The organism is Mucilaginibacter sp. 3215 (assembly GCF_050433785.1).
Classification (GTDB): Bacteria; Bacteroidota; Bacteroidia; order Sphingobacteriales; family Sphingobacteriaceae; genus Mucilaginibacter.
On record NZ_JBNPWO010000003.1, the window covers coordinates 244995 to 266583 of the forward strand.

The window sequence follows — 21589 nt, forward strand, 5'->3', positions numbered from 1 at the left end:
TGTGTGTAACTGTTAAAAATTATTGATGAAAATCCCGAAATCGCCGGTAGCTGCTGATTTGAACAGCAGCGCCTGCCATACATTGTTCAGGGCTATGTATTTGTCAACCTCGGCCCGGTTAAGGGTATAAAGCGCCTGTGTAAAATCAACTATGTTTGATAGTCCATTTTTATACAGCGTATATTTTTGAATGTAAGCGTTATTAGCGGCCGAAACTTCAACCGGTACTTCGTTTACATTTTTAAGGGCATTGCCTATGCGTGTTTCGGCAAGGGTACGCTGTGCTTCCAGTTGCTTATCAACCAGTTCGTAGTCGTTTTTCAATTGCTCTGATGTGAACTTTTGTGATTGAACCTGGTAGTGGGTCCTGAAAACGCTGGTAAAGTTCCATACCATACCTATTCCAAACAGGTAGTTATAACGGGTTGGGTCAACACCTGCGCCATAGCTGCCGGTGTAGCTATCCTGGTTGGTGCCATAGTCCGGCTTAAAGCCCGATCCCCTGCCCTGGTAAACACCAAAAAGGCTAAAGGTTGGCAAGGCGAAAGTGCGGAGATATTTAGCTTGCTGATCGCTCACGTTTACCCTGTTTTGGTAGAATTTTAAAGTAGGGTGATCTGTAGTGGCAACAGCGCTCAATGCTTCCAGGTTGTTTGGCTGCTTGGTAATAAAAGCGCTGTCCAGCTGAAACTCCTGCGCCGGAATACCCAGATAAATAGAAAGCTGATTACTTTGATCCTGTACCGCTTGCTGCGAATTGGTAAGCGCAATCTTAGCGTTAGATACTTCTGCATTGGCCAGCGAAGAATCCACACCCGGATTTAAACCGTTCTTTACGCGGGCTACTACAACCTTTTGCAGGTCCATTGCACGGTTAAGGTTATCCTGCTGCGCCTTGGCAAGCTGTTGTGCTGCAAGTAGATTTAAATACGTGGCTGCAACGCGTACCTGGTGCTGAAATTGCTCCTGTGCAAGATCAGTTTCGTCGCGCGATACGATGGTTTTTTGTACGCCGATCTTTTGCTTCGATCTGCCGAAGGCGAAAAAGTCCCAGCTAACGTTGGTTAAATACAGAGCGCCAAATGCGGCATTCCAGTTCTGTTTGGCCAAAGCTGGCCCTGATGAGGATACCGACAGACCGCGGTAACCATACGATGGTCCGTTTTGGCCGTTCACTGTTCCGTAGTCCTGCTGCGCGGAAAAATTTACATCCGGCAGATACTCCGTTTTTGTTTCTTTGAGGTATGCCTTAGAGGCGTTAAGCTGGTTTGCCTTCGACTTAATAGAAGCATAGTTAGCAAGAGCCATTTGTTCAGCATCCTTAATGGAAAGGACTTTTTGCTGGGCTTGTACGTGTAAGACATATGAAACACTCAAAAAAAACAGGAGTAATTTTTTTGAATTTGTGTTTAACATGAGGTGTATTTTATACACAGCAAATGTATATCTATATGATTCATGAAAAAAATGAATTAATTTTGTGTAAATCATTAGCAAAACTAATAATGAATATTGCATTACATCATTTCAGGTTAGTTGATACCATTTCAAAAGAGGGTTCGCTGACCAAAGCAGCGAGCGCTTTACACCTAACTCAATCGGCCCTGAGCCACCAGTTAAAAGAGCTGGAAAAGGAACTGGATATAGAGGTGTTCCATCGCCAGGGAAAGAAGCTTCAACTAACCGAAGTGGGATACCGTTTCCTACGAAGTTCGGAAAAAATATTGGCAGAAATACGCACCCTTGAAGAGGATATTAACAACTATAAAAATGGCAAAACCGGCAAGCTTAATATCAGTATGCAATGCTATACGGCGTACCATTGGCTGCCCGGCGTAATCAAGGATTTCAAGAGCCAATGGCCTGATATTAACATAAATATAGTTTCGGATGCCAGTCGCCGACCACTCGAATATCTCATGCGCGGCGACCTTGACCTCGGTATTGTGCGCACCCAAATGGTGAACACACAGATAGTGTATGAACCCATTTTTGAAGACCGCCTGATATGTATTTTACCGGCCGATCATCCACTGGCAAAAAAGGCCGTTATCGACATCTGCGACTTCCAGGATCAGGAGCTGATCCTCGCCCTTTATGACCCCTCATACCAGGAAACTCCAATCATCGAAACCCTCATCCAGGAGCAGCATGTAAAGCCCAAAACATTGAACCGGATCCACTATACCGACGCCACTATTGAGATGGTAAATGCAGGCCTCGGAATAAGCGTTATGGCCGACTGGATTGTGAAGCCGTACCTGCCCGGTAAACACATTGTTACAAAACCACTACACCATAGCATAGCTAAACGCACCTGGTACGCTGCTACCTGTAAGGATACACCGGCAATCCAAAACTTTTTGAGCTGCCTCAAGAACCATTTCTGCAAAACCGAGTTATTGTGCAATGATGCTGAAGAGGTTTCCGCCTACCCCGAGTTGCGTGCGATATAGTCTGCTGCTATTTTTAATATTATTAACGAACGGCCTTCATGCACAAGCTGTATTAAGGCCGTTTCCGCAACATTGCCGGTATACTGCCGGTACAATAAAACCCAATCACATCAATCAGCAACAGCTTGATAGACAGGTAACCTCTTTTTACGATCAATGGAAACACAGGTACATTAAACCCGGCTGCGATAAAAATCAATTTTATGTTTGGTTTGAAAAGCCAGGTAAAGAATGCGTATCCGAAAGACAAGGCTACGGCATGGTGATCACAGCGTTGATGGCCGGATATGATAAACAGGCAAAAAACATTTACGATGGTTTGTATAATTACTACAAATCCCATCCCGCTAAAACATCGCCCTATTTAATGGCCTGGGCCCAGCTAAAGAACTGTAAAAACCACGACCGGGATGCCGCCACCGACGGCGATATGGATATCGCTTACTCCCTCTTATTGGCCGATAAGCAATGGGGAAGCAAAGGCCATATCAATTACCTGCAGGAAGCCAGGATCGCGATGGCGGCAATTATGCACTATGAAATCAATCCTAAAACGTTTTCTGTTTTATTAAGCGATGGCAGCGACGGAGATAGCGAAGATTATTATGATATGCGCGCTTCTGATTTTATGCCTGCCAACTTCAAAGCATTTGAAAGCGCATCAAAAACCGGTAAATGGCAAAAAGCTATTGATAACAACTATCGCTTATTTAACTATCTGCAGAAAACCTATAGCCCAGACGCTGGCCTGGTGCCCGATTTTATTAGACGCATAAATACAAAAGCGCGGCCCGCTCAACCCAACTATATGGAATCAAAGTATGACGGTTATTATAACTACAATGCTTGTAGGGTACCGTGGCGCATAGCTACCGATTATTTATTATATGGCGATAAACGCGCTAAAGGCTTTGTTAGTCCAATAAATCAATGGATCAGGCAAACTACTGATGGCAATCCGGATAATATTTCGGCAGGATATACGCTTGAAGGTAATGATATTAAAGGCAGATACTTCGAAGCTTTAAGTTTTATAGCGCCATTTACGGTATCGGCCATGGTTGACAAAAGTAATCAGCAGTGGCTTAATAAAGTCTGGGATTATCTAATAGCCTTTAAACTGAAGGATTATGATTATTACGATAATACTATCAAAATGTTGGATATGATTATTGTGAGTGGAAATTACTGGAAGGGACAATAGCATCTACAATCATGTCATTGACATTTTTTTATTTATAGTCCAACAACATCTCCGCAGCCCTCAACCCACTCGTCAAAGCCGCCTCAACAGTTCCCATTGCCGTTCCTTCATACAGATACTCGCCTGCAAAAAATAAGGTATCGCCAATAGGATGGCTCAGGATCTTTCGTGCTTCGGCTGTTTCTATGGTATCATAGCTATATGAACCTCTCGAAAACGGATCGACAGTCCAGTTGATTACATTCCAGGTAAGGAGTTTTTCTTTCAGTTTCGCGATATCTATCTTAAAAATATTGGAGATGGAGCCGAGTGCTTCTATCAAAACATCCTCGTCGCTGGTATTTATACGGGCGGCAGCAGGTGGTCCACCAAGCCACCCGGTAAGCAGCGGGCGATGTACCGGCATTTGGGTCCACCAAACGGGGATTGCTTTATTTGAAAATAGAAAGCCCATATCTTCGAGATCGGCACCGGTCATTTGCCGGGTTTCCTCACTGTACCAAAATGCTTCGTCAAACTCAAGCAGCACCTTGATCACCGCGCCAAAACCAAGCGATTTTAATGCCTTAATATAATAATCAACCGGTGGGTCAAAACTTAGTGTTCCTTTCAATCCGGCTTCAGCCTGTAAAATTCCAAGCGGTACAGCAATCAATAATTGCTGGGCCTGATAGGTTATCCCTATATCTGTACTTACCGTAACATGGTGTTTTCCCCAGTCAATATCTTTTGTTACCGCATTTAGGTAGATATGCCCACCTGCCTGTTTAAATTCATTTGCAAGGTAGCTGATCAACATGCAATAACCACCTTCTACACGGTATTGTGCATCCTCATGCTCATTTTGCCACTCTTTACGGATTGAAAAGGCGCTGGCTTTTTTGGGATCGGCGTTATCATATCCCGATACATAGCCCCGCACCGATTCCCGGAGCCCTCCATATCGTTCGCCCGAAAACTCCTGCTGCATGAATGCTTCAATGCTCATATCATGCTTCAGTTTCATGATGCTTTCCATAAATTCGTCCCAATGCTCAATAACGTGCCCTTCGGCTATAAACTTTCCATCCTCATATTTCCACATAGAGGCGGAGGCCGGAGTGTATTTAATGCCGGCTTCATTAAGCAAGCTTTGGGTTATGGGTAAATCGCCATGAATAAATTCGGCGCCCAGTTCTGCCGGCTCCAGGGAGGTGCCATGTTCCAGCGTATGAATGCGGCCGCCAAGCCGGTTGCGTCCTTCAAGCAGCACAACATTTTTACCTGCTTTGGCAAGCGTACGCGCGGCCATCAAACCCGCGGCTCCCCCTCCTATGATAATTACATCTGTATTTTCCATATGTAAAATGCGTTGAGCAAGATAAGCAGATTTTCAAAACAGAACCTGTATGGCAAGTCATTCTTAAACAAAATTTAACTTAAAAAAAGCTAAAAGCTGAATGCACAAAGCTTAAAGCTAACGGTTTTGTTATTAATGTTATAGCAACAAAGGCGCGAAGCCGCTAAGAAAAAACTTTGCGTCTTCGCGCCTTTGCGAGCATATTAAGTTTAAAAAATTTTAGGGCAATGTTATCACCTGCTTATCCAGATTCCAGCCTTCAAGTAATACGGTTGATTTTACCGCGCCTAATTTGGCTACCGGGGCACTTACCAATACTATAATACTTTCATGTGGCGCCAGGCTAAAATAATTACCAGTCCAGTAACTTGGCATTACCTCCTCGCCGTTTTTCATCAATTGCGGGCGAACAAAGAATGCCAGTTGATTGGAGTTATTGGTAAACTTCATAGTCCATTTATTTTCGCTTACCCCTTTTTCGGATTTGATCACTTTTCCCTGCACCTGTGCATGTTTCATATCGTTCAATGACGTAAAGTCATCAGTGGCCGATAGCCAGTAAACATTATGTGATACGGTTTTACCTGCCGCATTAGTCAGGTTCAACACTACAAAACTTACGCCTTTGGTAGCGGCAAGTGCATCTTTGAGCTGAATCACTTCCTTAACGCCAGTTTGCGCCAATCCTAAATTGCCAACCTTTTCTGATTTAATCAGTTTACTGTTGATATCATAAATATCGGCTGTAGCAGTTAAGCTTCCGGTGGCATGGTGTGTACGGTTGATGATTGCTATTGATGAATTATCATAATTATACTGGATGTGGATAGGTTCACAGGCATTTTGCATGGTATAGTAGCCTGCATTGGGTTCCAAATACCAATCGTAAATTTGCCATATAACACTCGGCAACGCTGCGTTCAATTTCCAGAGCATTACGCCACCGGTTTCGTTCAGTTTATGACCATCGGCTTCAAAAATACCCTGGTAACCTACAGCGTTCATGAGCTGCATCTTGTCCGAGAAATTAACAATGCTGCTTGGTTTACCGTACCTTTTAGCCATTTCTTCATAATATTTATCATACTTACCTGCTCCGGTAGCTGCATCATGGTAACCCCATGAATTATTAAGCGGGAATGGCAAATTGGTATCCCAAACTAAATTGGGGATAATTTTTGGCAGGGTTGTATAAGGCGGCTGTGATGGTAAGCCTGTTTCATCTTTAAATACCCAATCCTTAGCATCATCGGCCAGCTTATAATAGTCTTTAGGATCCTTCCACTCGTACGGGCCACCGCTGTAAACACCCGATGGCATCTCATCAGGCCACGAGCCCTTCCAGCCGGCAGGCAGTTTGGCAAAACCCGATGAACTTGGAATGAACGGACGCGTACCATCTAAAGTGATGATATCATTACGCATTACATCATATAGCTCTTTACGGGCATGGCCTTCGTTGCCACCTGTCCATACCAATAAACTCGGATGGTTACGGATGCGATAGATGGTACTTTCTACGTTTTTGATGAATACGTTACCTTCCAGCGGCCAATCAGGCGAACCTTTAAATTCGCCCTGGGTATCGCCGGTGATCCAAAAGTCCGACCATACCATCTGCCCATATTTATCGGCAGCATTCCAGAAAGCATCAGGCTCAGTAACGCCGCCGCCCCAGATCCGTACCAGGTTAACGTTAGCATTGCGGCACAGGTGCATCTCGTAATCGTAACGGGCCGAATCACGGTTCACCATCATATCAGGTACCCAGGCACCACCTACCAAATGCACTTCCTTCCCATTAACATAAAACTTACGGCGCACAAAACCGTTGGCTGTAGTTTCGGCTTTTGAGGCCACCTTGCGGATGCCAAATGCAAAAGTGGTATCGTCACTTACAGTATTCCCTTCAGCGTACTGCATACGGATCCGGTATAAGTTTGCCTTACCATAACCGTTAGGCCACCATAATTTAGGCTGATGGATTATCAGTTGACTAATCTTATCGGCATTTAAGTCGACCGCTTTTTCGGCACCAGCAGGTACAACGACTGGCTGACTAAACTGAACCGGTGCGCCTGCAAAATTTTCGGGCTTTATGCTGACGGTTAGTTTACCGCCATGTGTTGCAGTTGTATTATTGGTTAATGTCAGGTTTAATGAAAGCTTGGCTGTACCGGTATCAGGCAGGCTTGGCAAATCCGTAATCAGCTTTGGCCTGCCGATAGTTACCGCGCCACTTGTGCGTAAAAACACTGGCTGCCAGATCCCCATATTACGGTCGCGCACGGGCGGGATCCAATCCCATCCTGATGAACAAAGCATAGTTACGTTTTTGCCGATATCACCCGTTGGGCCCCCATTTTCATAAAACGGACCGAGGGCTTTCAACTGCTCCTTTGCAGGATATCCCGGATAATCAAGCGGATAAATTTTTACGGCGAGGGCATTTTCAGCACCAGCTTTAACTATATTGCTTACATCAAGGTTATGTTCAGCAAACATACCAGCCATCTGGGTACTGTCGGCAATTTGCTTGCCGTTAAGCCATACAGCTGCCCGGTAGTTGATACCTTTAAAGATCAATTGGAAACGACGGCCTTTATCTGCGGCAGGCACTTTAAAAGTAGTGCGGTACCAGTATGGTTTTTTCCAGGGATTAGGGTCATTGGGTAAATGACTGTATTGTTCCAGGTTATATTCTTTATTAAACTGATCGGAGGCATCAGGGATCAGCATATTATTAAGGCCCTGGTATGGGTCTGGATAAATGTGATTGGCCACCAGTCCGGTGAGTACTGTAGATGGTACTTTTACAGGAAACCAGTATACCGGCGAGTGGTATTGTGTATTGGAAAGTTCAGTGCCTGGTGCACTTACCAAAGCCGATGATTGCAGATCGAAATTGCTTAATTTAACTTGTTTTACAACTCCTGATTGTGCCGAAACAATGGCGGGCAAAACACAGGCTGCCATAACACTTAAAGCAGAGCGGATACTTTTGTTCATTTAGTATATCAATAAATAAGTATGGTAAAACTACTTAACATACAACCAGATACAGCGGTACTTATTTATCAATTTATTGTACAAATGATACGTTTTGGGGCTTTAGTAATCAATTTACCAGTTTCTTATCAAGACAACCTCTGTCCTTGTTAAAACGGTTAATGAAACCCTACTTCTTGATTGTTTTATTCTGCAGTACAATAATTGGCCCGTACATATCCCAGTTGGGTTTATAATCCTTTTGGTTCATCAGGCCCTGCGCCCCTACCGAAAAATTGCCCAAAACCAGATCAGTATCGCCATCGCCATCAATATCACCGGCTTCCATCGAAATCCAACGACCTAATAAATTAACGGGAACCTCGTGTACTTTAAACTTTCCCGGACTAACCTGCTCGTGATAGGTAAAACCTTCGGTAGGATGATATTTATAATCAGGAAAGAAAGCTATTACAGCAAGATCAAGATCTCCATCCTTATCAAAATCGGCGGCTATTGCTTTGGAGCAGCCGTTGATATGGTAAAAGTAGGTTTGTATAAATTTCCAGTTGCCCTGATTGGTAAATATATAAACTCCATGATAGGGCTTAAATATAGGCGAGTAATCATTGTTATCGCCGCAGGTATATACAATGTCGAGTTTGCCGTCATTGTTAACATCCACCAACTGGAAGCTGCTTGACCCATATACAGATGGAAAACGTATGATATTTTGGGTAGTAAATCCTCCCTTTTTATCGTTCAGAAACAGCCAGATCCCTTCATCAGCCTGGGCAAACAGGCAGGCAATATCAGGCCAGCCATCGCCGTTAAAATCGCCGGTATAAACTATTTCAGGACCAGGAACTGCACGGATGATCTTTCTTTTGAATGTATGATTAGTTTGTTGCTGTAATAGGAACAAACCACCCCGGTCGCGGCCAAAACCGCAACTAACATAATCCATCAGGCCATCTTTGTTAAAGTCGGCCGTCCCACTTTTAACCGGGCGTGGCAGACTATCGGCCATTAGGGTGGTATCTTTTGATTTCTTGTCGAGATTAATATGTGTTAAGGTTCCTTTGAGTTGATCATTAGGCGGAAGGATCCCGATGCAGGTAACTACGGCGCTGTTAGGTTCGGTTGCCGATTGATAAAAGGTAGCATCGGTTATAGGCGAATGGAATTTTTTGACCAGGGTAGCTGTAAGATCACTACTCCAGCGGTAAAGCTTATTGCCGGCATCTCCTGTATAAAAGTGCTTATCAACGTCATTAAACTTAACCATGGTGGTCATGGCCTCCCCTGATTTTGTGTCAGCATTAGCAGGTCTTTTCACCGAAAATATAGCCGAATCGAGCAGGGCATCCGGTTTAGGAATTTTTAGTTTTTTGGGCGAGGCGTACCTATAGTAAACAACAATCTTTGTCCAATCGGCAAGAGAGAGCGCGGCCCCTGGACCGGCTATATACTGGTCCATAAAAGGGCGCATGCCAAGTTTTGCTCCCATGGCTGGTAATATGTGCTTGTCCCAGGTGGCACTATCCAGTAAAGAAGCATCGGGCGGTTCATGACAGCTGCCGCAATGTTTGAACGCCGTTTTTTTAGCGTCGGCCAAAAGCTGTTCGTCGCTCGGTTCATTATCGCCGCAACTATTCAATGCGGCAATAACAACAGCTGCGAATATTATAGTCAGCAACAATACGTTTCGTTTTATTATGCTCACCCCTCCTGCTTTCCTCATACAGTTCGGTATCGCTTTACTTTTTGGTGTGATTTTCAAGCATTATCAGTGGCAGGTGCTGATCCCAATTAGGTTTAAAACCATCCTGAAACATAAAACCATCTGCATAATTACCTAATACAATGTCGGGTTTGCCGTCCTTGTTCAGGTCGGTCATTTCCATACACATCCAATGACCAAGGTTACTAATCGGCAAAGCATGAGGTTTAAAATCTAAAGGTTTAGCCTGTTCAAAGTAAACAAACTCTTCGGCAGGCGTGTTTTTCATATCGGCAAAGAAAGCTATCGTAGCAATATCGATATCTCCATCACCGTCAAAATCGGTGGCAATGGCTTTAGTACAACCATTTATAGGGTAAAACCAGCGTTGTTTAAAGTTCCAGTCGCCCGTGTTGGTAAAAATGTATAAGCCGTGGTAAGGTTTCAGGATCCTCGAATCACGGTAGTTGTAGCCGCAGGTCAGTACCAGATCAAGTTTGCCGTCATGATCCATATCAACCAATTCAAAACTGCTTGAACCATAAACCGGCGGAAAATGCAGCAGGTTCCTGAGGGTAAATCCTCCTTTTTGATCATTCAACAACAACCAAAGGCCTTCATCGCCGCTTCCGGTTAACAGCATTACATCTGTCCAGCCATCGTTATTAAAATCGCCGGCTAAAGCTTGTGCAGTACCCGGCTTGTCATAAATGGTTTGTTGCTCATACGTATGATCCTTATTTTGCTTAAGCAGGTAAACACCTCCTTTAAACTTGCCTTGACCGCAAACTACCACATCCCGCAAACCGTCCTTGTTAAAATCGCCTGTTATTGTGCCAACAGGCCGGGGCAAATCAGATGCAATATAAGTTTGTTCGTTGTTAACATGCTGCGCATCAAGGTTTACTTTAACTACTTTACCATTCGGAAAATCAACTGGTGCCATACGCCCAATACAAGCGAAAAAGCCTATATTATTCCCGGCACTATCTTTGTCAAAACTAACCCCAACCGCGGCTGATGGAAATTTGGCGAGTGAGTCCATCTTTAAATTACTATCCCATGTATTCAATTTTTCATCCACCGCATCGGCACTGTACATACGTCCTGTGGCTGCGTTGGTAGCAAGCAGGGTAGTAAAAGCGGTATAACTTACCAGTGCAGGCTTTTTAAGCGTAAAGCCAGCCCAATCATTTATTAATGGAATGGGCTTTTTAGCCGGCAGCAAGGTGTCGGGTGCAGCTTTTTTATAATAATCTAAAATGGCTGTCCATTCGGCAATAGTGGCGCCGGTAGTATCAAGCGGATTATCCTTATAGTATGACGAACCGCCATAAGTTGAAATATGCAGCAGCGGGGCCATATTAACCAGCGTGTGGTTAAGCCAAACATCCTTAGGTAATGCATCAACAGGCACTAACGAGTGGCAGCGGGTACACTTTAATTGTACCAGGTTTTTACCATCAACTATCACATCGCCGGTAAATTTATAAGGTTGATATGCCGGTTTACGCTTGCAGCTATTGATGAGCGTTAAACCGGCTAATATTGCAGAAAATGAAAAAAGGTATGATATGGTTAATAAGCTTTTTTTTAAATTCATAAAATAGCTCAGCCCTTAATTTTTAAGTTTTAATTTTTTCCAAATGTATTCACCTACCTGTTTTCCTTGTACAGCGCCCTGATTAACGCTATTGAGGAAGTGGATACCGCCGTAAAACCTGCTTATTGAAGTTTCGTCGGCAGCTTTCAAAAATGAATCGAAATGACGCTGCATGCCTATGTAACGCAGATCGCTGGTATCCTGATAGGCAAAGTTATCGCCAAATAAATGCGTTAGCACAACTGCCGATGCACCGCTGATATCGCTGTGGCCGCTCGGATACTCAGGAAATGGAGGCGTTTGCAGCATTGGCAGCCAGTCGTGGTCAATTTTATCATTGATAATGGTCACCGGCCTAATGTAATTAGTTTCATATTTAACCTGCCAGCCGCAAATAAAGGCATCAAATAAAGCTATTGAAGTGAGTGCATAGGCCTGGGCCGTTTTTATAACATCAGCATGGGTTTGTTTACAGGCAATTGCGGTTATACCAATCCAATGACCACCCGGGGTGATTTTTTTGTTGGCAAACATCATGTGGCCATTATGCTCAATAACAAAAGGATTATCGTCCCAAAACTTTGCAATAGTTTTTTGCTCGGGTGTAATGTTTTTGCTTTGGTTATACACTTCCATTGTTTGTCTAAAATACTCGCTGTTTTTATCCTCGCTAAAAGCTGGTGGCGGAGGTAAAGGGAACATGGTTGAGGTGTCAACGGCGAAAGTATGCATGGTACCCCAGCAAAACTCCACACCATCCAGGTAATCGGGAGGAGTGGGATGCCAGTTACCGGGATTATCATTGCCTAAAAATCTTGGCTTGCCGCGGGTTTGGGGATAATTATCAACCGCTGCCCTTTTTAAAATGTACTTACCAATTTTTTCGCCAAACGCCATTGAGCGGGCATAGGTCGAGTCATCGAGGTTATCTTTATACATGGCATAAACCTTAGCCTCGTATTTTTTGAGCGAATCGATAGAGAAGGTAACCTTATGAGCTACCGCAAAAAATGCCGATGTAGCCGCAAGGGTGTAATTATATTTTACCCCCTCCTTTGGTTCAGGCGGCTTGCCAAAGCCACGCAGCTGGGCTGTTATTGAATTATAGCCGGGATTTCCATAACGAAGTGCCTCATAGGCTGCCAGTGTAGTATATCCATAAATACGACTCGACACAGGGGGGCTGAATACGTCATAAATAATAACCTGCGTAAGCTGGTAAACATTGTTATGGATAACATCGGCATCCTTAATCAGCGGGATCTTTTTAGGCTTACCTCCGCAACTTAATATAAAGGAACAAACTGCAGCGGCTATAAATATCTTAAAGCATCTCATTTATAATAGTTTAATTAATTGGTATATTACGTTGATGACCATAGCTGTCAGTTACAGTTATCGACGCCATGTTATCATCAATATTAATGAATCTGCCCGACTGCGACAAGAAAGAATTACCATTATAAAACTCCTGTTTAGCAGTTTTACCATTTTTGTATTTTATGGTTGCAAATGCATCAAGCGGCTGCAGATTATAGGTTTTAACTGGCCGTTTCAGTTCAAACAATTTCATACTGTCACGATTTTGAGTAGCTGCCAACAGGTAGTTACCACGGGCTCCTTTAAGCTTCACCAAAGCCTTGCCATCGCCCGGAATATAAATACCGCTTTGCATAATGCTGAGCGGTTTAAAGCCACCTTTGCCATCTCCCTTTAGCAATAAACCATTAAAAGCATCATAACGGCCGGTTGCAACCTCAGTGCCGTAGTCATTGCCGTTCAGTGCAACATCAAGGTTACCATCTCCATCAAAATCATCAACAGTAATGCCACATAATTCAGACATTTGTGCTTCAACCGGCAGCGGAATGGCCGTAAACTTCCCTCCGCCGTCATTACGCAAATAAACCGACTGCAGGTAGTTCACTTTTAAGCGAATGGCCCCCTCACGCATTTTTGGCGTTATCACCGAATCCATTGTGGCCGTAGCAAACGAGCGATAATTTTGGAACCTGGTACGCATACTGATCATTTGCTTCACGATATCGTCGCGGCCAAAAGCCGGGAACTCCTGTAGCTTGCCTTCCTGATCCTTCAGAAAAACGGAGGGGAAGGCGTCAAAGCTGCCATTGTTGTCAAAATCTTTAGCGGTAATATAAATCGGGTATTGATCGGTTGCCTTGTAAAAAGTATTCAAGCCCGTATTGCCCACAATGTAATCCATATCACCGTCGTGGTCAAAATCTCCGGAGGCAATAGTGTTCCACCAGCCAAGCTTATTTTCGACGCTGGTGCTTTGCGTTACATTTTTGTATATGCCATGATCATTTTTAAGGAACGTAATAGGCATCCATTCACCGGTAAGGATCAGGTCGGGCCAGCCATCGTTATTAAAATCGGTAAAGGCGGCATCACAAACCAGGCCTATTTTATTCAATTCTTTGGCTACTGATGCAGATACATCGGTAAATTTTATAACACCATTCTTGCTATCATTACGCAAAATAAAACTTGAAACCGGCTTAGGATAGTTCCAGGGATCCACACGACCGGATATAAACAAGTCCATTTTGCCGTCGCGGTTTACGTCAGCTGCTTTTACACACAGTTTGCTTGTAAAGTTTTTAGGCAGGGCATCGGGCTGTATTTTGAAGTTGCCTTTACCATCGTTAACATAAAGCCTGTCCTGGTAATTTGATGAACCGGGCTCACTTTCATAACCGCCGCTGGCAACGTACAAATCAAGGTCGCCATCGCCGTCGGCATCAAAAAGCAACATGCCTTCGTCTTTCACTCTTACAGGCGATATCATATGTGCCATATCGTTGGGATTTCCAACCGGGATGATAGTTTTAGGTTGAGGCACTAAATCGCGCTGAATAAATTTTCCGCTGGCTTGCTGCAATAATAACTGAGCCGGATATTTTGTAGTGCCGCCTACCACCATATCATCAATGCCGTTACCATCTACATCGCCAACCGCTATGGCCGGCGTATATTCCGACAGTTTATGCGGAAGTAGTTTCTGAACATTAAAATCGATATAATCCTGATCATTATGTTTATAGGTTATACCCGCTGATTGAGTGACCTCTTTGAACAATGCGGTATTATCAACAGAGGGCTGTTTATTGGTATAATCAAGCTTTGCATCGGCAATTTTGACCTGGAGTGTTTGATTAGTTTTAACATGGGTAAGCACCTGTTTTTTACCGTTATCCCATCGGATCACTACCGAATCGAGTTGAGATATGTTACCCAAGCCAAAGTGGGCGATATCCTGTATGGTTGATAAATAGCCACGGTAAGGTGTATTTTCATAATATTGATGTTTGCCGTGATCGTAATAAATATCGGCAAAAGCACCAAGGCCGTTTAGGTTTTTAGGCCCGCCATGAAATTGTATGTGTAAGTAGTTACTACTGTTTATTGCATTTTTACGGGAGGTGTTTTTATAGATAAATGCCTCGTCATTGATATTGTTAATAATCATATCCATGGTGCCGTCGTTGTCCAGATCGGCATAGGCACAGCCATTTGAAAACGAGGGAGCGCTAAGTCCCCAACTTTGGGTTACATCCTCAAATTGCACTCCGTTGGTGTTACGGAAAGCATAGTTAGGTATTTTCACAATCGGGATTTGGTCAAGCACCTGTTGGGTTGACGCTACCGAATAGGCCATTTGCCTGAAAGTTATAAAATCATGATCAGTTACATCGCGCGGATAGCCATTGGTGATCACAATATCGCGGTAGCCATCATTGTCAAAATCGGTTATCATAGGTCCCCAGCTCCAGTCTGTTTGCCCAACGCCGCTTAAAAAAGCCACATCGCTGAATGAAGGATCGCCAATGGAATCATTGCCGCCAATTCGCGGCCCGTTGTTTAATTGTAAAGTATTACGGGTGTACTGGTACTGATATTGATACCTGTCAAAGTTTTGAAAAATCTGGTAATTATTAGGCGGCATGAACATCTTTTTCCGATAGTTATCCTCAGGGTTCATATCAACCTCAAAAACATCCGCAAGTCCATCATTGTTCACATCCTCAATATCCTGCCCCATAGAGCTGAAGGCGGTGTGCTTAAAATACTCCTTCACTTTATCGGTAAAAGTGCCGTCGCCATTATTAATGTATAAAATGTTATCAGTTAAAAAATCGTTGGTTACGTAAATGTCTTTCCAGCCATCGCGGTTAATATCAACAATGGTAGCGGCATGGCCATAGCCTTCAGTGCCTACACCTGCCTGTTTTGATACATTGGTATAAACCGGATGTTTCAGCGCCTGGTCCCAGTCGCAGCGGTAAAGCTGCCCGGTACTGCGGTGACTTCCATTGGTAATTATCGGCCTGAAAGTACTTTGATTATCACCGGCAACAGCCTCATTAACGGTGAGGTACATATCCAGGTCGCCATCGTTATCATAATCAAAAAACGATGCCATAGTTGAGTGAAGTTTTACATTAAGGCCATACGCTTTAGCCATTTCTTTAAAGCGCGGTACGCCGTCCTTACCTATTCCCTGGTTAACATAAAGCAGGTTAGTGCGTTTAACCGAATCATCAAGCAAAGTATAGCACACATAAAGATCCATAAGGCCATCGTTGTTAATATCAACAATAGCCACTCCCCTGCCCCATCCGCCACTGCCCTTTACACCGGCTACGTCGGTAACGTCATCAAATTTCATATCGCCCTTGTTAAGGTATAGCTTATTTGATGTAGTATTGGCAACAAAGTAGATATCCTGCAGGCCATCATTATTAAAATCGCCTATGCCCACACCGCCGCCATTGTATAGATTAAGTTTGGTAAGCGGGTTTATGGCATCATTTTCAACAATTTTATTATTGAAGGTAATACCAGAGTGCGAAGAAGGAACCTGTTCAAAAAGTGTGGCTTTTTTACAGGCACTAAGTAAAACGGCAATCAGGCATATAAGGGGAAGGGTGTACTTCATTATTGGTTAGTAAACTATAAAAAAAGGTGGAGATAATTATCTCCACCTAAAGTTAAATATTTAAAATCAATGGTTAATTAATAACCAGGGTTTTGTTTCAATTTTGAAGCTCCTGTTGAACCAGAAAGGTCGATCTCACTTTGAGGTATAGCGTAATATTCGTTTTTACCTTTAGTAAAGTGAGCACCGTTCAGCTGTGAGTTAACGTTAATATCATATGCGAAGAAAGCGTTGATTTCATCAGCCATGCTACCTGTACCCTGATCCCAGCGTTGTAAATCGAAGAAACGCTGACCTTCCATCGCCAATTCAAGTTTACGCTCAAAATGAATAGCAGTACGGGCGTAATTTTTATCGGCAAATTTACCTGCTGGATATGGTTTAACTAAATAATTATCAGCAGGGGTTGTTTTTGAGGTATACTCAGATTTTGATGGGTCGTAAGTTGAGTTTTTATATACCCACCAGATAGGGTTTGCAGCGCGATTACGAACCATATTAACATACTCCAGTGCTTTATCAGTACTACCTACTTCAACTTCGGCTTCGGCCGCCATTAAAAGTACGTCGCTCCAGCGCATTAAGTTAATGTTGTTTGAGGTAACCTCATTGGCTGCCCAGTAGTTTTCAGTACTTGAATTAGTACCTTTTTCGGCAGATGAATAAACGTTTTTACGTGGATTGAAAACACCATCTGTAGGGTCACGAATCCAGCTTGCCGGAGGATTGCCCCAGTCAAGGTAAGGAATGTTAGGACGACCCATGGTGATATCAATACGAGGATCTAAAGTGCCAGTGTACGGATCAGTTTTACCGCTTACTTTTTTACCCGAATTGAAAGCGGTAAACAATGGTAAGCCGTCACCATCTGTTTTAAATGAGTTACCTAATGATTGTGATGGGTTGAAGAAACCGCAGCAAGCACCAGGCCCACTGTTGTAAGGGAAGTTCAACTCATCGCCGGTGTTACCGTTGTTACCGCCTGAGTTATCATTAACTGATGATTGTGCAGCAAATACCGATTCTACGCTGTTTTTTTGACCAGCCTGAGGGCTAAAGTTCTTCTGCATGTTATCGTTCAATGCAAAGTGGTCGCCGCTTGGTTTGGTACCATTAGGTATCAGGTTATCATATAACGCTTTAGCTTCGGCAAATTTGTGTTGAAACATTTTTGCTTTGGCGAGATATGCCATAGCTATCCATTTGTTCGCGCGGCCTTTTTGTGATTGAAGGGCAGGAATATTGTCAATACCAGCCTGTAAATCGGCTTCAATGTTCGGCCAGATATCCTTATCATTTGGCTGATTAGCATCCGTTTGGGTTTCGTCGATGTAAGGGATCATATTATACATCTTCTTCAACTCCATGTAATAATATCCCCTTAAAAATCGTGCTTCGCCAGTTATGCGTTTCACGTCATCGGCCGAGATATCTTTAGCTAAGGGTAATGTACGCAAAACGTCATTAGCCCGGCTTACGCCGTTAAAACAAAGCTTGTATTTATCTCTGATGTATGGATTCGAGGTAGAATAAGTAAAATTACCTACCGGCAAGATATCGTTACCACCATCCGATGGTTCTGAACCTTTATAAGCATCACCAGCGGTAACACTACCAAACAACCAGTTTGACCCTGCAGCATTTATGCCGCCGCCGTTACCACCCACACCGTCCAACAGTGAATAAGTACCAATAAGCAAGCTCTCAACACCGGTTTTGTTGGCAACGATATTCGGACTTAAGCTTTGCAGGATGGGCCTGTTAAGCATATCCTTGCGGCACGCGTACACCAGGCATACCAACAGCGATGCTATTGGTATGATCAGTTTTATTTGAATTTTTTTCATAACTTTTATATTAAAAATTTCTCAATATTAGAAAGAGGCGTTAACACCAATGTTATATATCTTCTGCCCGGCAGGGTAGTTACCAAAGTCGATACCAAAGCTGGTATTGTTATTTAGGTTTGATGGCTGCAACTCAGGATCTAAACCAGTGTACTTTGTAATAGTGAACAAGTTGTTAGCCAACAAATAAAACCTTAATCTTTTAATACCTAAAGCCTTGATTTGTGAATTTGGAACGGTATAACCTAATGTTAATGATTTCAACCTAACATAGGTACCGCTTTCAATGTACCATGAGTTTGGATCACCTGTGTTATCAGCGTTAGCTGTACGGGTTAATACAGGGATAGTTGCTTGGCTGTTATCAGCACCTGGTTTCCAAACTTTAGGGCCTAATATATCGGCACTTACGTTACCGGTAAATACTTGTGGGAAATAAGTCCAGTATTTAATGTAATTAAAGATCTTGCCACCAAATGAACCATAAAGAAAGGCATTCAGATCGAAGTTTTTGTAACTAACGTTAAGTGTAAAGCCACCTGTAAATTTGGGGTTAGGGTTACCTATAAATGTTTTGTCATCAGAGGAGATCTTTCCATCACCGTTAACGTCGGCATATTTAAATAAACCTGGCCTTGCGTTAACATCGGTTGGCGAAGCAGCTATATCAGCAGCATCACGGTATAAGCCGATAACTTTATATCCGTAAAATTCGCCCACAGGCTGACCTGGCTGTAACCTTACAAAGTTTTGGATACGAGTTGAGCCATCGCTGTTACGATCCTGGTATTTAAGGCCATTCAAATCAGTAACTGTGTTTGAATAATTACTTACGTTTAAGCTCAAATCATACTTCCAGTCACTGCCCGCACTACCATGATAAGTGGCTACAACTTCAAAACCTTTGTTTTTAATGTTGCCACCATTAACAAATGGCAGCCGTTCAACAGCAAGCGGAGCAAGTGCTATTCCGGGAGCGGTTGATTGGAATAATAAACCGGTAACTGATTTCTGGAAATAATCAAAACTAAGGTCAAGTTTATTATTAAGTAAAGTAGCATCAAAACCGATGTTTTTAGTCACGTCAGTTTCCCATGTGGTAGCTAGGTTACCTGTTTGTACACGATATAAACCCGTTAAAGTTGAATTACCGGTACCGGTAATATCATAGTTGGCGTTACCGTTTGACTGCGCATACAAGCTGTACGCATTACTTAAGCGGGTTTCAACACCTGCAAGTGAACCAAGACGACCATAGCTTGCGCGGATTTTCATGTCATTGAGCCAACTAATATCTTTCATAAATGACTCTTTTGAGATCCTCCAACCTGCGGTTATTGCAGGGAAGGTACCCCATTGATGACCTGGTGAAAAATATGAAGAACCATCACGACGCACTGTTGCACCTAAAATATACTTATCGTTGAACTGGTAATCTAATCTTGCGAAATATGAAAGCAGACTGGAATCAAAAAGCTGGTCAACAGCTGTACTTGGAGGGTTAGCTCCGTTGGCTACCGTTACGTAATTAGGATCAAACGAGACATTATAATTACCACCGCCTGCGCGAATCCCCCTTTTATAGGTAGTAACAGCCTCAGAACCAAGCAATAAATTAACACTATGTTTACCGAACTGCTGTTTATAGTTTAAGGTATTAGTCCAGGTGTACTGGCTGTTGTAACCGGCAACTTCGGTAAAGCCGTTGGTTGAGGTGTTACCTTCAGAATTTTCATAAGCCGGCTTTGTGAAGAAATAGTAGTAATAATTATCCACAGAACCACCAAACTGAGTACGCACGGTGAAATGTTTCAGGAAGTCAACTTCAGCAAAAAGGTTACCTGTAATATCCCAGTTGTTATTTCTGTTATCTTTTGAACGTTCCTGAATCGCAACCGGGTTACTTGCGTTACCTAAACTTCCTGACCTTGTACCAGCAAAGTTACCCATGATATCATATACAGGAATAATAGGCGGCTCCCTGTAGATGTGTGATATGGCGTTACCTTCGTTTTGGTTGTTGCTTACGTTAGGATTGCGTTTGTAAAATATATAAGCGTTCTCGCCTACGCGGATGTGTGGGCCTAATACAAAATTAGTATTAATTCTGGCTGCATACCTTTTAAAATAGGTGTCAATTAGTGTACCTTGTTGATTAAGGTAGCTTATTGACATCAAATAGGTAGATTTATCATTGCCACCGCTTGCTGTAATATTATGGCTTTGTATTGGGGCCGGTTTAAACACCTCATGAAACCAATCGGTCCCCTGTTTGTTTGCACGCGTAATTTGATTATCAGGTAAGGTAGCAGGGTGAAGGCTGTAAGTTGAGGGATCTGTATTAGGATCACCTACTTTGGCACCAGCCGGTGTTATATAATCTGGAATTGTCCAGGTGCCGGTTTTGCCGGGGTCGTATTGTGGGTTACCACCAGCCAAGGGGCTGGTACCATCAGGGTTAGGACTGTTTTTGTATGATTGATAAATGGCCTCAACGTAGGTTTTGGTATCGGCGAGTTTAAAACCATCTTTTAATGGCCTTTGTGTACCATAGTAAGCATCATAAGAAATGGTCGCAGCACCGCTTTTCCCTTTTTTGGTTGTTACTACCACAACACCGTTTGAACCACGTACACCGTAAATTGATGCCTGGCCGTCTTTCAATACCTGAATCGACTCGATATCATTAGGGTTGATATCGTTTAATGAGCCCTGAACACCGTCGATCATTATAAGTGGAGCGGTACTAAAAATAGAGCCTACACCACGTACGTTTACTGTAGTATTAGCACCAGGGTTACCTGAGTTTACTACAGTTACACCAGCGGCAGTACCCTGAAGTAAGCTGGCTGTGTTTGACGCAGGTACTGTTTTCATGGTTGCAACGTTAACCACCGATACCGAGCCGGTGATATCTTTTTTACGCTGAGCAGTATAACCGGTTACTACCACCTCATTCAGTGTACTACTACCTGATTGTAGTGTGACCCGAAGGTTTACATCGGTACCTACTTTAACCTCGGTGCTTTGATAACCGATGTAAGATACTACCAGGGTATTGCCCGGGCTTAGGGTTAAGGTGAATTCACCGTTAACATCAGTTACAGTACCGGTACTTGTACCTTTGACGCGTATAGAAGCGCCAACAACAGGTAATTTATCGTCGGAGCCGATAACTTTACCTTTGTACTTTGTTTGTGCTGTAACTACCAATGAAGATACCAGGCAGCATAGCAGCAAACCCAAGTACCTTCCTTTTAGGAGTAAACTTTTAAACATGAGATTGAGATTTAGTTGATTAATATATTTGATTTAAGCTTTTAAGTCGGTAATTGGTGGGTTATGTTTTAAAATGGAAAATTGCACACTTGCGGACAACCGGTTTTAACATGGCAGTTGTGAGATGAGCCCTGTTAAACAGATTAATTGAAGATGAAGTGTTGGAAAGTAAAAAATGTAAAAGTTT

11 protein-coding genes are annotated in these 21589 nt (G+C 43.1%); 2 read left to right on the forward strand and 9 right to left on the reverse strand.

All coding sequences use genetic code 11. The annotated features are described in order from the left end of the window. Window positions 1-12: 12 nt before the first annotated feature. Window positions 13-1416: a TolC family protein gene (locus tag ABIC84_RS07575; protein WP_429263176.1), complete on the reverse strand. Its 1404-nt coding sequence runs from the start codon at window positions 1414-1416 to the stop codon at window positions 13-15. An 89-nt stretch (window positions 1417-1505) separates the two neighbouring features. Between ABIC84_RS07575 and ABIC84_RS07580 the strand changes: the two genes are divergently transcribed. After that, window positions 1506-2456: a LysR family transcriptional regulator gene (locus ABIC84_RS07580; protein ID WP_429263177.1), complete on the forward strand. Its 951-nt coding sequence runs from the start codon at window positions 1506-1508 to the stop codon at window positions 2454-2456. Then, window positions 2410-3660, forward strand: coding sequence for a glycosyl hydrolase family 8 (locus ABIC84_RS07585; RefSeq protein ID WP_429263178.1), 1251 nt, complete (start codon window positions 2410-2412; stop codon window positions 3658-3660). The genes ABIC84_RS07580 and ABIC84_RS07585 overlap by 47 nt, the downstream gene beginning before the upstream one ends. A gap of 28 nt (window positions 3661-3688) precedes the next feature. On the opposite strand, the gene ABIC84_RS07590 is transcribed toward ABIC84_RS07585, so the two are convergent. From ABIC84_RS07590 to ABIC84_RS07625, 8 genes are all read right to left on the reverse strand, one after another. Then, window positions 3689-5008: a flavin monoamine oxidase family protein gene (locus ABIC84_RS07590; protein WP_426589730.1), complete on the reverse strand. Its 1320-nt coding sequence runs from the start codon at window positions 5006-5008 to the stop codon at window positions 3689-3691. A 210-nt stretch (window positions 5009-5218) separates the two neighbouring features. Beyond that, window positions 5219-8008, reverse strand: a complete 2790-nt coding sequence (locus ABIC84_RS07595; protein WP_429263179.1) for a glycoside hydrolase family 2 protein — start codon at window positions 8006-8008, stop codon at window positions 5219-5221. Between the two features lie 169 nt (window positions 8009-8177). Continuing rightward, the gene (locus tag ABIC84_RS07600) at window positions 8178-9731 is read right to left on the reverse strand and encodes an FG-GAP repeat domain-containing protein (RefSeq protein WP_429263180.1); all 1554 of its coding nucleotides are present in this window, start codon (window positions 9729-9731) and stop codon (window positions 8178-8180) included. A 16-nt stretch (window positions 9732-9747) separates the two neighbouring features. Continuing rightward, window positions 9748-11313 carry an FG-GAP repeat domain-containing protein gene (locus tag ABIC84_RS07605; RefSeq protein ID WP_429263181.1) on the reverse strand — a complete coding sequence of 522 codons (1566 nt, stop codon included), beginning with the start codon at window positions 11311-11313 and terminating at the stop codon, window positions 9748-9750. 15 nt (window positions 11314-11328) lie between these two features. Then, on the reverse strand, window positions 11329-12651 hold the full coding sequence (locus tag ABIC84_RS07610) for a vanadium-dependent haloperoxidase (RefSeq protein WP_429263182.1): 1323 nt from the start codon (window positions 12649-12651) through the stop codon (window positions 11329-11331). A gap of 10 nt (window positions 12652-12661) precedes the next feature. Further along, window positions 12662-16276, reverse strand: coding sequence for a VCBS repeat-containing protein (locus tag ABIC84_RS07615; protein ID WP_429263183.1), 3615 nt, complete (start codon window positions 16274-16276; stop codon window positions 12662-12664). Between the two features lie 77 nt (window positions 16277-16353). Next, window positions 16354-18123, reverse strand: coding sequence for a RagB/SusD family nutrient uptake outer membrane protein (locus tag ABIC84_RS07620; protein ID WP_426580941.1), 1770 nt, complete (start codon window positions 18121-18123; stop codon window positions 16354-16356). Between the two features lie 27 nt (window positions 18124-18150). After that, a complete protein-coding gene (locus ABIC84_RS07625) occupies window positions 18151-21402 on the reverse strand; it encodes a SusC/RagA family TonB-linked outer membrane protein (protein ID WP_426580943.1) in 3252 nt (1083 codons plus the stop codon). Between the last annotated feature and the right edge of the window lie 187 nt (window positions 21403-21589).